This is a genomic window from Streptomyces sp. NPDC049541, assembly GCF_044465725.1.
Taxonomy (GTDB): Bacteria; Actinomycetota; Actinomycetes; order Streptomycetales; family Streptomycetaceae; genus Streptomyces.
In genome coordinates, this window is the sequence record NZ_JBITLY010000002.1 from 836502 (window position 1) to 852736 (window position 16235).

At 71.2% G+C, this 16235-nt stretch carries 9 protein-coding genes; 8 read left to right on the plus strand and 1 reads right to left on the minus strand.

The genetic code is table 11. The features are described 5' to 3' along the window. Window positions 1-13: 13 nt before the first annotated feature. The 6 genes from ACIBW9_RS10925 (at window position 14) to ACIBW9_RS10950 (ending at window position 13296) form a co-directional block, all read left to right on the plus strand. Window positions 14-1495, plus strand: a complete 1482-nt coding sequence (locus ACIBW9_RS10925) for an MFS transporter (protein WP_398953451.1) — start codon at window positions 14-16, stop codon at window positions 1493-1495. A gap of 51 nt (window positions 1496-1546) precedes the next feature. Further along, window positions 1547-2926 carry an NAD(P)/FAD-dependent oxidoreductase gene (locus tag ACIBW9_RS10930; RefSeq protein ID WP_398953453.1) on the plus strand — a complete coding sequence of 460 codons (1380 nt, stop codon included), beginning with the start codon at window positions 1547-1549 and terminating at the stop codon, window positions 2924-2926. A 66-nt stretch (window positions 2927-2992) separates the two neighbouring features. Further along, entirely contained in the window at window positions 2993-4480 is a 1488-nt protein-coding gene (locus ACIBW9_RS10935; RefSeq protein ID WP_398953454.1) for an acyltransferase domain-containing protein, read from the plus strand. A 58-nt stretch (window positions 4481-4538) separates the two neighbouring features. Then, window positions 4539-10400, plus strand: a complete 5862-nt coding sequence (locus ACIBW9_RS10940; protein ID WP_398953456.1) for an SDR family oxidoreductase — start codon at window positions 4539-4541, stop codon at window positions 10398-10400. Between the two features lie 28 nt (window positions 10401-10428). Continuing rightward, window positions 10429-12843: a KR domain-containing protein gene (locus tag ACIBW9_RS10945; RefSeq protein WP_398953458.1), complete on the plus strand. Its 2415-nt coding sequence runs from the start codon at window positions 10429-10431 to the stop codon at window positions 12841-12843. 33 nt (window positions 12844-12876) lie between these two features. Then, entirely contained in the window at window positions 12877-13296 is a 420-nt protein-coding gene (locus ACIBW9_RS10950; RefSeq protein WP_398953460.1) for an ester cyclase, read from the plus strand. Window positions 13297-13344: 48 nt separating this feature from the next. On the opposite strand, the gene ACIBW9_RS10955 is transcribed toward ACIBW9_RS10950, so the two are convergent. After that, on the minus strand, window positions 13345-13803 hold the full coding sequence (locus ACIBW9_RS10955) for a nuclear transport factor 2 family protein (RefSeq protein WP_398953461.1): 459 nt from the start codon (window positions 13801-13803) through the stop codon (window positions 13345-13347). Between the two features lie 50 nt (window positions 13804-13853). Here ACIBW9_RS10955 and ACIBW9_RS10960 point away from each other — a divergent pair, with 50 nt between their 5' ends. Both ACIBW9_RS10960 and ACIBW9_RS10965 read left to right on the plus strand, forming a co-directional pair. Further along, the gene (locus tag ACIBW9_RS10960) at window positions 13854-14741 is read left to right on the plus strand and encodes an SDR family NAD(P)-dependent oxidoreductase (RefSeq protein WP_398953463.1); all 888 of its coding nucleotides are present in this window, start codon (window positions 13854-13856) and stop codon (window positions 14739-14741) included. Window positions 14742-14750: 9 nt separating this feature from the next. Beyond that, a complete protein-coding gene (locus ACIBW9_RS10965; protein WP_398953465.1) occupies window positions 14751-16220 on the plus strand; it encodes a cytochrome P450 in 1470 nt (489 codons plus the stop codon). The last annotated feature ends 15 nt before the right edge of the window (window positions 16221-16235 follow it).

The window sequence follows — 16235 nt, forward strand, 5'->3', positions numbered from 1 at the left end:
CGAAGGATCTTCTATGTCCGGTCGGTCCCCTGCCCATGCAACCGATGGAACCCGCGGAAGCGCCTCATGGACCCTGGTCGTGAGCGGACTCGCCGTGTTCATGGCCGCGTTGGACAACCTCGTGGTGATCACCGCGCTGCCCGCCATCCAGAAGTCCCTGGGTACGGATCTCCAGGACCTGGAATGGACGGTGAACGCCTACACCCTCGCCTTCGCGGTCTTCCTGATGTTCGGCGCGGCCGCCGGAGACCGCTTCGGACGCCGGCGGATGTTCCTGGCCGGACTCACGGTGTTCACCGCCGCGTCGGCGGCCTGCGCGCTCTCCGGTTCGCCGGGGGAGCTGATCGCCGCCCGGGCCGTGCAGGGCCTCGGCGCGGCCGTCGTCATGCCGCTGACCCTGACACTGCTGACCGAGGCGGTGTCCGAGCGGCGGCGGGGCATCGCCCTCGGCGTCTGGGGGGCACTGAGCGGACTGGCGGTCGCGCTCGGACCGCTGGTCGGCGGGGCCGTCGTGGAGAAGATCTCCTGGGAGTGGATCTTCTGGATCAACGTGCCGATCGGTGTCGTCGTGCTGCTGCTGGGAGGGTGGCGGCTGGCCGAGAGCAAACAGCCGGGCGCACGGCTCGATCTGCCCGGCACCGTGCTGGTGAGCCTCGGCATGCTCGGTGTGGTCTTCGCACTGGTGAGCACCACCGACGACGGCTGGACCAGCGGCAAGGTGCTCGGCTCCCTGATCGCCGGAGCGGTAGTGCTCACGGCGTTCGTCTGGTGGGAGCTGCGCTCCCCGTCGCCGATGCTGCCCATGCGGCTCTTCCGCAACCGCTCGTTCACCGCCGTCAACGTCACCAGTGCGCTGATGTTCGCGGCCATGTTCGGACTGGTCTTCCTGCTCACCCAGTTCATGCAGAACATCCAGGGCTTCTCGCCTCTGGAGGCGGGCGTGCGGATGCTCGCGTGGACGGCGATGCCCGTGGTGGTCGCCCCCCTCGCCTCCTTCCTGACCGCCTGGATCGGCAACCGGCTCGTGGTGGCCCTGGGACTGCTGGCCGAGGCCGTCGCGCTGGGCTGGCTGGCCTCGGTGTCGCACGTCCACACCGAGTACGCGGACCAGGTCCCCGGTCTGGTCCTCGGCGGCATCGGTCTGGGGCTGTTCTTCGCACCCGTCGCCGAGATGGCGATGAACGTGGTCAGCCCGCATGAACAGGGCGTCGCATCCGGCGCCAACAACACCTTCCGCGAACTCGGCGGAGTCCTCGGCGTCGCGGTGCTGACCTCGGTGTTCACCTCGTACGGCGGTTACACCACACCCCAGCGGTTCGTCGACGGGCTGGTCCCGGCCGCCTGGGTCGGATCCGCCTTCGCGGCACTCGGCGTCCTCGCGATGCTGTGCGCACCGCGCCGCTCCAGGCAGCAGCAGGCGGCGCCGGCGACCCCCGCGCACGTCGGCCGGCAGGACACGAGCGCGGCTGACGCACTTCAGGAGACCAGGAGCTAGCCGTCGCGTCACGGCATGCCAACTCACCGAAACGTCACTGGGGGACCTGACATGTACGACGTCATCGTGGTCGGCGCGCGCGTCAGCGGCGCGTCCACGGCCATGCTTCTGTCGAGGGCGGGCCATCGGGTCCTCCTTCTCGACCGTGCCGTCTGCCCGGGCGGGAAGGCCGCGGCGACCAACCTGGTGCACCCGCCGGGCATCGCCCGGCTGAAACGCTGGGGACTGCTGGACCGGCTGACCGCCACGGGCTGCCCGCCCATCCGGGAGTACGGCCTGCAGAGCGGCCGGGCCCGGCTGATGGCCCCGCTTCCGGCGGTCGACGAGGTCGACGCGGCGTACTCCCCGGACCGGGCCACCCTGGACCGGATCCTGCTGGACGCGGCGCTCGAGGCCGGCGCCGAGTTCCGCGAGGACTTCTCGGTACAGGAGCTGTGCACCGACGAAGCGGGCACCGTGACCGGCGTACGCGGACGGTCCGGCGACGGCGCCACCGTGACCGAACACGCCCGCCTCGTCGTGGGCGCCGACGGCTCCAACTCCACCATCGCCCGGCTCACGGGTGCCACGAAGTACGCCACCCGGCCCGTCCTCAACAAGAGCCACTGGGCCTACTGGGAAGGACTGCCCCACGACGGCCGGGTGCGCACCCACCGGCGCGCCCGCAAACACACCTTCACCTGGCCCACCCACGACGACCTGACCATCGTGGGCGTCGCCCTGCCGACGCGGGACTTCCGGGCGAGCAGCGACGAGGAACGCGACCGGACCGTCATCGAGGCCTTCGAGGACGTCGACCCGGGGTGGGCGGCCTCGCTGCGCGAGACCAAGCGCGCGGGCCGCTGGATGACCGGCGCCGTACCGAACTTCCTGCGCAGTGCGCACGGCCCCGGCTGGGCGCTGGTCGGGGACGCCGGATACACCCGGGACCCGATCACGGCCGCGGGCATCACCGACGGGCTGCGCAGCGCCGAACTCCTCGCGGAAGCCGTCGAGGAGGGTCTGTCGTCCCCGCGCGGTGCCGGACTGCCGGCCGCGCTGGCCCGGTACGGGCGCCGACGGGACGACCTGGTCACCGGCCACTACCGCTACACCTGCGAGCACGCCCTCATCGCCGACCACAGCCCCGAGGAGATCGAGTTCATCAGGGCGATGAGCCGCAGCGCCACCCACGGCCGGGACATGGTCGGCGTGTTCGCCACGATCGTGGACCCCGCACAGTTCTACTCCGCCGCCAACATCCACGCCCTGCTTGACCATCTGGAGCCCGGTCCGGACCTCGGCTGGAGACTGCGGATGGTGCGCTGGCTGGTGCGCGGAGCACCCCGGCACTTCGCCCCCGCCTCCCGGGCCGGCGACCGGCTGATCGCCAGAAACCTCGGCCCCATGGGCCGGTACCTGCTCGACGGCTCCCCACAGCCGGTGCTCTAGCCACCCGCGACGAGCCGGCCACCCACGCTCACCGACCCCACCTCGTTCAGCAAGGGACCCATCAGCATGCCCGAAAACACCACCACCGGCCCGAGCACCGCGTTCCTCTTCCCCGGCCAGGGCGGCTTCGACGGCGCCGCCCTACGGCGGGCGAAGCAGACGTACCCGCAGGTCCAGCGGGTGTTCGAGCGCCTCGACTCCGCGACCGACGCCCTCTTTTCACGACGTATCAGCGATGTGCTGTTCGGACCCGAACAGACCGACCTGCGAGGGCTGCTCGCGGGCGACTCCTGGATGTCCCAGGTGGCCATCTACGGCGCCGGCCTCGCCGCCCACGAGATCCTCACCGACCAGGGCGTACGGCCGGACGTGCTCGCGGGCCACAGCCTCGGGGAGATCACCGCCCTGGTGGCCGCCGGAGCCTTCTCGGCCGAGGACGGCGTGCGCATCGTCGCGCAGCGCGTCGCGGCCATCGAACGCCACGACGGGATCGACGGACGTATGGTGGCCCTGTCGGCAGGGGCCGACCGGGTCCGCTTGCTGCTCGGCCTGCTGGACGACCCGCTGCTGGCGGTCGCCACCGAGAACCACGACGAGCAGACCGTGGTGAGCGGCCCCGACGGGGTGCTGGACCAGGTCACGGCGATCGCCGCACAGCTGAAGATCGGTGCGCTCGAGATCGACGCGCCGTTCCCCTTCCACACCCCGGCCCTGGCACCCGCGGCCCCCGAGTTCGAGGCGTACGTACGCACGTTGGACCAGCGCCGACTCCAGCGTCCGGTGTACTCGCCCATCCTCCAGCGCCACTACGAGCCGGGCGAACCGCTCGCCGGCCGCCTCGCGGACCACTTCGTCCAGCCGGTCCGCTTCGCGGCAGCGGTGCGCGCCCTGCACGGCGACGGTGTCTCCACGTTCGTGGAGGCCGGCGGACGTGCCGCGCTGTCCAAGCTGGTGACCCGGCTGACCCAGGGCTCCGACGTGCGCTCCCTGCCCACCCTCGCGCTCGACGACGGCGACCGGCTGGCGCTGGACGCCACACTGCGGGAGCTGCGCGCGGCGGGCCTGGCCGACCCGGACGGCACGACCGGACCCGGCCTCGCCGAGCTGCTGGCCCCGACCGTTGCCTCCGACCTCTTCGAGGCCTACTGGAAGGCGCACGGGCACGAGGTACGCGAGCGCGTGCGCAGGGATGCGGAGGCCTTCGCGAAGGAGGAGCGCGAGCAGGGCGGGGAGCAGGAGCCGGCGCCGGCGCCGAGCCCCGCGCCTGCGCACGCAGCCCTGGACCGCGACCAGGTCCTGGGCGAGCTGCGGACCCTGTACGCGCAGGCCCTGGAGTACCCGGAAGAGGTCTTCGAGGGCGGAGCCCAGCTGGAGGCCGAGCTCGGCGTGGACTCGGTCAAGCAGGTCGAGCTGCTCTCCCGGGTCTCCCAGCGCTACGAACTGCCGCCCCGCGAGGCGGACTTCCGGCTGGCGCCCTACAACACGCTCGATGCGATCGCCGACTTCGTGATCGCGGAGCTGGAACGGCACCCCGAGCCGGCGACGGCCGGCTGATGCCGGGCCGACAGCACGGACACCACGGACGCGACGGACGCGAAGGACACGGATTTCGATGAGGGACCTCACCGGGAAGGTGGCGCTGGTAACCGGCGGGTCGAGGGGGATCGGAAAGGCCATCGTGCGGGACCTCGCCGCACGAGGGGCCGACATCGTCCTCAACTACTTCCACTCGCACGAGCAGGCCAAGCAGACCCGCGACGAACTCCTCGCCGAGGGGGTCCGGGTCGAGCTCGTACGGGCCTCGGTGGCCCGGCAGGAACAGGTCGAGCGGATGTTCCAGGAGGTCGACCGGCTGCACGGCAGGCTCGACATCCTCGTCAACAACGCGGCGAACGGCGCCCTGGTGCCGCCGGACGAGATCACCGACGACCATCTCGACAAGGCGATCGAGACCAACTACAAGGGCGGACTGCGCTGTTCACGGGCAGCGGCACCGCTGATGGCGCGGGGCGGGGGCGGCTCCATCGTCACCGTGTCCGCGCTGGGCGGCTCACAGATGGTGATGGCCAACTACGCGGCCTGCGCTCCGGCGAAGGCGGCCGCCGAGGCCGCCGCGCGCTATCTCGCGGTGGAACTGGCGCCCTCGGGCATCCGGGTCAACATCGCCTCGGCCGCGATGCTGAGCAGTGAGGTGGCGGACAAGTTCCCCGATGCCCGGCGGATGCAGGACGTCATCGCGCGGGCCACCCCGTGGGGGCGGCTCGGCAGGCCGGAGGAGTTCGCCGCACTCGTCTCCTTCCTCGCCTCCGACGACGCCAGGTGGATCACGGGACAGGTCGTCCTGGCCGACGGCGGCCTCACCCTCGGCGCCGCCCTTCTCTCGCCTCCGGCGGAGGCCGCCGAGGCGCCCGACGCCGACACTGAAGAACCCGTCGAGTTCGGCGACGACGCCATCGCCGTCGTCGGTATGGGCATGGCCGTCGCCGGGGCCAACAGCCCCGACGAGTTCTGGAAGCTGCGCACGACAGGCGACGAGCTCTTCGTCAAGGTCCCCCGCGAGCGCTGGCAGCACGACAGCTTCCACTCCGCCGACCTGGCCGCCGAGGACAAGGCGTACGCCGAGCAGTGCGTGTTCATCACGGACTTCGCCGCCGCCGAAGGGGCCCTCGAAGGCATACCGGGCGGCGCGGAAGAGGCGGAGCTCACCACCAAGTGGCTGCGCCACAGCCTGGTGCAGGCGCTCGACGGCGTCACCCGCCGCGACACCGACCGGTGCTCCTTCGTGGTCGGCTACACCCCGGACGGCAGCCAGCATCTCGAAGAGGCGGGCGTCCTTGCGAGCGCGCACCGGCTGACGCACGGCATCGTCGACGATCTGCAGGTCCCGGACGAGCAGCGGGACACGCTCCGCGAGGGCATCGGCCAGGCCCTGACCGAACGGTACCGGCGCGGCGCCTGCTCGCCTTCGCGCTTCCTGCCCCACCGGGTCGGCGAAGTGGCCATGGACGGCGTCCTTCCGCCCTCCACCGAACTCCACATGGTGGACACCGCCTGCTCCTCCTCGCTGTACGCCGTCGACATCGCGGCCAAGGGCCTGCTGATGGGCAAGCAGGACATCGCCGTGTGCGGTGGCGCCTTCGCCCTCGCGCCGCGCGGCACCGTCCTGTTCTCGAAGCTCCAGGGACTGTCGAAGCGCGGCACGGTGCACGCCCTCGACGAGAGCGCCGACGGCGTGATCTTCGCGGACGGCGCCGCCCTCGTCGTACTCAAGCGGCTGCGCAGGGCCCAGCAGGACGGCGACCGGGTGCTCGGGGTGCTGCGGGCCTTCGGCTCGTCCTCCGACGGCAAGGGCAAGGCCATCTACGCACCCAACGCGCAGGGACAGAGCCTGGCGGTGCGGCGGGCCCTGGAGGGCGGTGAGGTCGACAGCGCCGACGTGCAGTGGATCAACGCGCACGCGACCGGTACGCCCGCTGGCGACCTGGAGGAGTTCACCACGCTGCGGGAGCACTTCGGCACCTCCGCTCCGACGGCCGTCACCTCCAACAAGTCGCTGCTGGGACACACCGGTTGGGCCGCCGGTGTCGTCTCGCTCATCGAGAGCCTCAAGGGCCTGGAGCAGCACACCATCCCCGGCCAGTTCCGCCTGGACACCCCGCGTGCCGACTTCCGCCTCGCGGACACGCGGCTGGAGGTCAGCGCGGAGCCGAGGCCATGGCCCGCGGACGGGCAGCGCCCCCGGCTGGCGGCGGTGTCGGGCTTCGGCTTCGGAGGTACGAACGCGCATCTCATCGTCTCCGAGAACCGTCCGCGCGCCGAGGCGGCCGAGGCGCGGACCCCGGCCACGAAGGCGCCCGCCACCGACAGCCGGGTGGCCCTCGTCGGCTGGTCGGCCCATGTGCCGGGACTGGACGGGCGTGAGGACGTGAGCAGGTGGCTGCAGGGCGGCCGACCGCCGCTGGACAGCTTCGGAGCGGACTACCCGGTGCCGCCGTTCAACAGGGTCCGGCTGCCTCCCAAGACGATCCGCGCCCTGGACCGGTGCCAGCTGATGATTCTCGAATGCGCCCACGAACTCCGGGACCGGATGCCGGACTTCTGGAACGAGCAGGCCCCGAAGACCGGGGTGTTCGTGGGGCACATGGGGCCGACCAGGGCCGCGATGCTGTACGCCGACCGGTGCTACCTGGACGACATCGGCGAGGCACTCGGCGCGTCACCCCTCGCCGGATCCGCCGAGGTGCCCGGGGTCCTCGACCGGCTGCGGGAACAGGTGCGGTCCATGATCCCGGAGTCCAACGAGGACTCGTTCCCCGGTCAGATGCCCAACATCATCTCCGCCCGGGTGGCGAACTACTTCGACCTCAACGGCTCCAACATGACGCTGGACTCGGGCTTCGCCTCCGCTCTGTCCTCGATCACCCTGGCCGGCCGGTATCTGCGGACCGGGGAGCTGGACTTCGCGCTGGCCGGCGGGATCAACGGCAACAGCCTCCCGGAGTACCGGTCCCTCATCGGCGACCTGCTGCCGGAGCAGGAGGAGCAACTCGCCGAGGGGGCCTTCCTGTTCGCGCTGACCACCGAGGAACGAGCCCGGAGCGCGGGCCTGCCGGTCCTGGCCTACGTCGACGAGACGCTGGACGAAGCGACTGAGCACGAGGCGGTCGTGTGCGAGGCCGGCCCCCCCGAGAACGCCCGCTACCTGGGCGCGGCCGGAGGCCTGGCCGTCCTGAGGGCCCTGCACGGCCCCGCGGGGACCGTGACCGTCTCCAGCGCGCGGGACGCAAGCGCCACCGGGCCCAGGCTCAGGCTGACCATCCCCGGCGGCCGCACCACCGCGACCCCCGAAACCCTTCGCGACGGCTTCCTTTCGACCACCCACACCGAAGCCGGCGAGCCCCTGCGGGTCCGGCGCCGGGTCCCGGTGTGGGAAGCCGCCCCGCCCCGCCCGGCCCGTGCGCCGGTCCCGTTCCTGCCGGACGGCGCCGTGGTCGTCACCGACGCTCCGGACCTGGTGGCCCGGGCGGCAGGCCCGGACTCCGCGCTCACGGTGCTGTCCACCGCCCCGCTCGACCCACCCCGTCCCGGCTGGCACCACCTGCCGCGGGTCACCCCCGAGGCCGTGCGCGAGGCACTCTCGGGCACCGTCGGGCCGATCACCCGGCTGCGGATCCTGAGTGATCTCAGCCGCGCCGTGCCGCCGGACCAGGCCCCGGCCGCGGACGGCACCCCGCCTCTGCTCGTCCTGCACGACGCCGCGTACCTGGCGCTGCAGTCCGCCTACGACGATCTTGCCCGGCCCGGTTCGGCCGTGACGATGCTCCTGCTGGGCGCCGTACAGGACGGCACACCGCACCCCTTCTCCGGTCTCTTCACCGGCCTCCTCAAGACCGCCGGCCTGGAACTGTCCGAAGGCGGCAGCCTCGCGTACCTCACCTCCGGCACCGACGTGGCGGCGGCGGTACGCGGCGTCGAGGCGGAGAGCGGTGCGGCCCGCGACTTCCCCGTGGTCGTCGAGAACGACGGGGTGCGCGGCACCTGGCGGCTGCGGGACGAGCCGGTCACGCTGGACGAGGACACGCCCGTCGCACTGGACCGGGACTCCGTGATCGTCGTGGCCGGCGGCACCCGGGGGATCACCGCGGAGGTGGTCAAGTCCCTCGCCAGGGAGTTCGGTTCACGCATCCACGTGTTCGGCAGCAACGACCTCGACGCCCATCCGCCCTCCGTCTTCGCCGGTACCGACGAGGAGTTCGCCGCGGGGCGGGCCGCGTACATCTCCGCCGAACTCGCCAAGGGCGGCGGCCGGAACGTCGCGAGCATCACCAAGGACTTCGACCGGATGCTCAACGCGCGTGAGTCCCGGCGCAACCTGGAGGAGATGGCGGCCGCGAGCGGCGCCGACCGGGTCACCTACCGCACCTGCGACATGCGCGACGGCGCCGAGGTGGAGAAGGCCCTCGGCGAGGTTCTGCGGGAGCACGGCCGGATCGACCTGCTCATCAACGCCGCGGGGCTCCAGCGCTCGGCACTCATCAAGGACAAGGACTTCGCGGAGTTCACCGCCATCCGGGACCTGAAGGTGCAGTCGTATCTGAACCTGAAGTACGCGCTGCGCGACGCCCCGCCGCGTCTGTGGTGCAACTTCGGTTCCCTGCTCGGCCACTTCGGGCAGCTCGGCGAAGCGGACTACGCCGCCGCCAACGACTTCCTGAGCAGCGCCGCGACCCACGCGGCGGCCACCTTTGGCCATCCGGAGGTCACCATCGGGTGGACGCTGTGGGGGAGTGTCGGCATGGGCGCGGGCGAGCTGACGAAGGCGTACTACGAACGGGCCGGCTCCTACAGCAGCATGCCGGTGCCCGAGGGCGTCCACCACTTCGTGCAGGAGCTGCACGCCCCCGTCCGACGGCCTTCCGTCGTACACCTGGGCGACGCGGAAGAGGCCACGGTGGAGAAGTTCTACCCCGGCTATCTGAAGGCCGAGGACACGCCGGAGCCCCCGGCCGCGACGCCGATGCCTCCCGGCTTCTTCCTGCGCCGCCTGGTGTCCGCGGACGACCGCTCCGCCGAGTTCGCCTGTCCCTTCGACCTGCGCACCGACGGCTATCTGGAACACCACACCGTGCGCGGCGAACCGACGCTGCCCGGCACCTTCGTCACCGAACTCGCGGCGGAGGCGGCCCGCCATCTGGTGCCCGGCCGGTCCGTGATCGCCTTCGAGGACCTGAGGTTCGATCACTTCCTGCGGGTGTACCGCGAGGTCCCGACGGCGCCGAAGCGCATCACGGCGGAGATCGTCGAGGACGAAGGGGACACCACCGTCGTCCAGGTCCTCGTCTCCGAGGACGTGGTGTCGCCGGGCGGTGTCGTCCTGGTCGAGAACAGGCCGCACTTCGCTGCCCGGGTGGTCCTCGCGGACACGTTCGCCCCCGCCCCGCGCTGGGAGCCGTGGGACAGCGCGGACGACACTCCCGTCCCCGATCCGTACCACCAGCCGGGCTCGCCGGTCCGGCTGAGCGGCCCGTTCGTCTCGACGACCGGCACTGCCGTCCACCCCCTGGGCAAGCGGGGACGGTACTCCCTCTCACTTCCCTCCGACGACCCGGTGTGGCCGCGGTTCACCGTGCCGTGCGTGCTGCTGGACGGACTGGCTCGGGTCGGGGTGCTGGACCTGGTGGACGGCCGGCTGGTGCCGGTCGCCGCACCCCTGTCGATCCGCCGTATCGACCTCTACGAGGAGACGAACGACCACAGCCTGTCCACCGAGCCGGGCCCCATCGACCTGTACGCCACGCCCCGCGGGTTCGGCCTGTCCGCGGACCGGGTGGACAACCGGTTCGTCGCCGCCCGTTCCGACGGCCGGATGGTCCTCCAGATGAAGGACCTCCGGGCGGCGCTGATCGGCTACGTCGACGCGCACACGGGCGAGGCCGTGTCCGCCGACGGGGTCCGACCGACGCGACCGACGTGATCCGCGTGACCAGGAAGGAACGTGAAACATGCTGACGACCTCGCGGGAATCGCCGCATACCGGCGTGCCCGCCGCCACCGCGGAGGACCCGGCGGTGCAGCCGACGACCCGGATGGTGTGGCGGCCCGCCGCGCTGCCACCGCTCACCCCGGACACCTCGCGGCCGGCCGGGATGCGGGTCCTGCTGCTCGCCGGCGAGGACGAGAGTGCCGAGCGCGTCGAGCGGGCACTGACCGCACACGGGGCACGCGTGCGGCGCCGCACACCCGCGACCGCCCCCGACGACGGCCCGGTGGACGCCATCGTCGACCTCACCCTGGACGGCGGGACACCCGCGCACGGCACCGCGGACCTGACGGGCGTGTGGCGCGAGCCGCTGCTGCGGACCGTGACCGCGCTGCGCGAGCAGTACGAGAACTGGGCCGCGGAGACCTCCGCGCAACGTCTGTTCTATCTGGCCGTGACCCAGCTCGGCGGCGGGATGGGGCAGCATCCGGACGACGACCTGGCCCAACCGCTGGGCGGCATCTGGGCGGGGCTCGCCAAGACCCTGCACCGGGAGTTCCCCAACTGCAACGCACGCGTCGTGGACACCGCTCTCTCGGCGGCAAAGGACCTGCCCGACGTCGTCGTGAGCGAGCTGGGCCGGACCGGGGAGATCGAGGTCGGTCACCGCGACGGACGGCGCCTCACCCTCTCTCCCGTCGCGGCCCCGGTCGGTCCCCCCACCGTGAGCCTGGGCCCCGAGGACTGCGTCCTGGTCTCGGGAGGCGGGCGGGGCATCGGCTGGGAGCTCGCCCGCACACTCGCCGAGCGGCACGGTGCGCGGGTCGTCGTGACCGGCCGGGAGCCCTTCCCCTCCGCGGACGAACCGTGGTTCGGCGCGGACGCGGACGGACTCAGGGCGTATGAGCGGGAGTTGTGGTCCGGCAGCCGCGGTGGGCGCCCGCTGCCCGAGATCCGCCGAGACATCGCCCGCGTCCGCCGCCTGTGGGAGCTGGCGGGCAACATCACCGGCGCGCGGGCGCGCGGACTGCGCATCGAGTACGTCCCGTGCGATTTCACCGACCTGGAGCAGGTGCGTGCTCTGCTGGCGCGGGAGGGCGACGCGCTGACCGGCGTCGTGCACAACGCGGGCGTGGACACCGCGGCCCGGCTGCCCAAGAAGACGGACGACGACATCCTGCGAACGGTGGCGACGAAGATCGACAGCTTCGTCCATCTCTTCGGCGAACTGGCCGACAGCAGGCTGAAGTTCTTCTGCAACGTGGGCTCGCTCACCGGACGGCTGGGCGGCATGGTCGGCCAGCTGGAGTACGCCGCCGCGAACGAGGCGCTCGCCCGGCTGGGCCGGTGGGCGGACCGCCGGGCCGACTACCCGGTGATGACGCTCGCCTGGCCGACCTGGGACCGCATCGGCCTCATCGCGAACTTCTCGGCGACGCGGCGCTACATGGCACCGCTCGGCGTCGCGGACGGACTCGCCAAGTGGCAGGCCGAGCTGCTGGCGGGCTCCGCCGGTGAGGTCACCTTCGTGGGACCGCTCGGCGACGCCGTCGACCCCGGCCAGGCCACCGGTTACCCGGTCGTGCCCGACCTGCCCGGATACGCCGAGGTGTACCCGAAGATCCACCACCTCGGCGAGGTGACCTCCTACGAGCCGCACGCCCGGCTGGTGTCGAGAGTCCGCTTCGACCGGGAGACCACCCCGGTGCTGACGGACTTCCTGGTGGACGGCGCCGAGGCGGTCCCGGTGAGCCTGCTGCTGGAGAACGCCCTCCGGGGTGCGGAGTGGGTCGTGCCCGGGGACTTCCCTGAGCTGAGCCTGGACTGCCTGGAGGACGTCGTCGTCCCTCTGGACCTGTTGCCGCTCGACGGCCCTGTCACGGTCTGGGAGCGGGAGCTTCGAGGCGTTCACGACGGACGGTCCTGGACGGTCGAGGCCCGCTTCCGGCGCCCCGGTGGCGCGGGCCCGGAGGCAAGGGCGCGCCTCGTGTACGCGCCGGGGGACACCCGCTCACCCGCCCCGCCGCGCAGCGGGCTCACCCGGATGACGACCTGGCGCTCGGGGCCCGAGTTGCTGAGCTGGCGTTGCTCGGTCCTGCCCCGCGCGCGGTGGACCCGTACCGAGGAGGGCCGCTGGATCGGCGAGGTACGCCCCTGCGCGCCCAACGACCTGTGGGCGACAGCGGCCGTCCCCCGCACCGCCCTGGCCATGTCCGTGCTGGAGAACGTGGTGCGGCTGTGCGCGAGACAGGGCGCGGGGATCTCGGTCGCGGTCGACCCGCTGACCGTCGGACGCATCACCGTCCACGCCGAGGAAAACGGAAATTCCGTCATCGAAGGAGATCCCGCACTCGGCACCTGGAAAGTCACGAGCGCGGCCTCCGGTGCCCGCGTCATGACGATGACGGGATTCGAGGGCCCGTTCGCGGGCGATTGACGAACCGATCCATCAGGGAATGGGAGTGGAGAAATGCCGAACACCTCGAGGAACAAGGCAGTTCTGGAGCGCTACTACGAGGAATGCCTCAACAAGGGGAATCTCGACGTCATCCATGAGGGTGCCGCCGAGGACCACATCAGCCACGGGACGGCCCCGAACGGCGAAGAGGGCGTGGAACACCTCAAGGAATGGGTGCGGATCCAGCGCGCCTCCTTCCCCGACCTGCACGTCACGGTGGACGACTGGATCCTGGAGGGCGACAAGGTCGTCAGCCGTTTCACCGCGCGGGGCACGCACACGGGCGATCCCTACGAGGGGATTCCGGCCGTCGGGCGGGAGTTCGCCGTCCCCGGGATCGTCATCGACGAGTTCCGTGACGGGGTGATCGTGGAGAGCTGGTTCTCCCTTGACGCCTTCGACCTCGCGAAGCAGTTGGGCGCCTTCGGCTGAGCGTGCGCCGGCACTGGCACCCCGCGGGTGCCGGTGCCGGTCGAGGGGTCAGCGCTTGTCCGTGATGGGCTCGGCATGGGCTTCGGCGTTCCCCGAGGCGGCGATCCGGTCGAGCGCCCGCTGCAGGACGACGGTGTCCTCCAGGGTGTGGATCTCGGTGATGCGCCCCCACTTGAGATACATGAACTGGGTCATGACGTTGTCGTAGCGGGTGCCGTCCGGCAGCGGGCCGCCGATCCGTACCCTGGTGGCCACTTTGGTCAGCCACGGGCCGCCGGAAATGATGATTTCCTGCGGTTCGAATTCGGCCTCGGGAATGAGCCGGAAGACCCGCTGCCACCACAGGCTCATGGATTCGACGGTATGACGCTCACCCGAGAGCGCATGCTCCCCGTAGAAGACGTAGGTGAATTCCGGTGCGAGTGTGTCCACCATGGACTGCCAGTTTCCGGAGTTGATGTCGGAGAACGCTTTGCGTAGCTTCGCGGCCACGATCCGGTGATACATGCCCGGCACCTTTCCTTAACGGCACGCCCTAAACCGTGAAGAGGTAGATCGTGAACAACCGACCGAATCCCGTGCTGATCACGGGCTGTTCGTCCGGCATAGGCCGGGCCTGCGCGCTGCGCATGCACCGCAGCGGAATGCTCGTGTACGCCACCGCGCGCAGGCCGAAAACACTCGCCCCACTCGCCGCGGAGGGCATCCGCACGCTGCGGCTGGACGTCACCGACGAGGACAGCATGCGCGCGGCCGTCGGCGCGGTCGAAGCGGAGCACGGAGCGGTCGGCACCCTCGTGAACAGCGCCGGTTTCGCCGCCTCCGGAGCCGTGGAGGAGATCGAACCCGACCGGATGCGGCAGCAGTTCGAAACCAACGTCTTCGGACTGGCCCGCCTCAGCCAGCTGGTGCTGCCCGGCATGCGGGCCGCCGGCACCGGAACCGTCGTCAACATATCGTCGATCTTCGGCCGTTACGCGGTCCCGGGCGGCGGCTTCTACCAGGCGTCCAAGCACGCCGTCGAGGCCCTCAGCGACGCGCTGCGGCTGGAGACGGCCGGCTTCGGCATCAGGGTCGTCGTCATCGAGCCGGGCCCGGTGCGCACCACCAACTTCGGCTCCACGTACGTCGACAACCTCCCGTCCGCGGGCGAGGTCTACGACGAGTTACGCGAGCGCACCGCCGAATACTTCGAGGCGATCTACACGGGCAGCCGCCGCACCCTGGCCGGCACCTTCACCGTCCACGCCGACGACGTGGCCCGCGTGGTGGAACGCGCCGTCCACAAGCGGCGCCCGCGCGCCCGCTACACCGTCGGCTTCCTCGCCCGAAGCACCATCGCGCTGCGACGGCTGGCCCCCGACGCTGTCTTCGACCACCTCTTCGTGCGGCGCGCCTTCCCGGTACCGCACCGAACGGCCCAGCCGCGCAGCCTCACCAGGTAAGGACCCGAGATGACCACCACCTCCGCGACCACGCCCACATCCACCAAAGCCCCGCGCACCGCCCCCGGCCCCAAGGGCGTCCCCCTTCTGGGCAGCCTCGGTCCCTGGCGCCGCAACACCGCCGAGTTCCTGCTCGGTCTCCAGCGCGACTACGGCGAGATGGTCCGCATACGGCTGGGGCCGATGACCGTCCATCAGGTCACCGACCCCGAGGCGGTGCGCAGGGTGCTGGTGGAGAACAACGCCAACTACGTGCGCGGACCGCTCTACGAGCAGTTCGGCGTGGTCATGGGCAAGGGCCTGCTCACCTCGGACGGCGACTTCTGGCGTGGACACCGCCGGGCCGTGCAGCCGGTGTTCCTCAAGAGCGCGGTCACCGACATCGTGCCCAACATCGTTGCCGCCACCGAGGAGATGCTCGACGAATGGGAGGCGAAGGCCGCCCGGGACGAGCCCGTGGACCTCATGACGGAGATGCTGCGGCTCACCCTGGTCACGCTCAGCCGCTCGCTGTTCGCCTATGACATCAAGCCCGCGTCGGCCGTGTTGAAGCGGATCGTCGACGACGTCGTGGAGGTCATGTTCCGGCGGGGAACACCGTCCGAAATGCTGCCGTCCTGGCTGCCCACGGCCCGTAAACGCAAGATCGACCACATCCACCGGGTCTTCGACAAGGTGGTCGCGGACGTCCGTGAGAACCACGCGCGGACCGGGGAGGGCCCGCTGATCGCCCTGATGGAGCAGGCCGAGGACCCGGCGACCGGCGAGCCGTGGACAGACCGGCAACTGCGCGACGAACTGCTCACCATCTATCTGGCGGGCCACGAGACCACTGCCGTCTCCCTGTGCTGGACCCTGCTGTCCATCGCCAACCACCCGCATGTGCAGGCCGAGTTGGACGAGGAGATCAACGCCGTGCTGAGCGGTGCGGCTCCCGACGCCGACAGGGCGGCCGAGCTGACGTACACGCGGATGGTGGTGGACGAGAGTCTGCGGATGTATCCGCCCATCTGGATCTTCCCGCGGGCCGCCGTCGGCCCCGACACCCTCGGCGGCTACGGCATCGAGGCCGGGTCGTCGATCCTGCTCTCGCCCCTGGCCTCGCACCACAACCCGCGCCACTGGGACAACCCGGTGGCCTTCGACCCGTACCGCTTCACCCCGCAGGCCGTACGGGAGCGGCCCCGCATGGCGTACCTGCCCTTCGGAGCGGGCCCTCGGCAGTGCGTCGGCAACAACATGGCGCTGCTCGAACTGCGGATCATCGTGGCGATGATCAACCAGCGGTTCCGGCTCAACCTCGTTCCGGGTGACTCGCTTGGGTACGGCTCCCCGGTGATCTCCCTTCGCCCCCTGCGGGACGTGCTGGTGCGGCTGCGTCCCCGCGAGCGCAGGACGGGCACCGTGTCCCCAGCACGTGCCGGCGTCGGCGCACCGGCGACCGAACCGGGCTGCCCGTACCGCCCGGAAGGCGGGTAGGCACCCGTTCCGGGA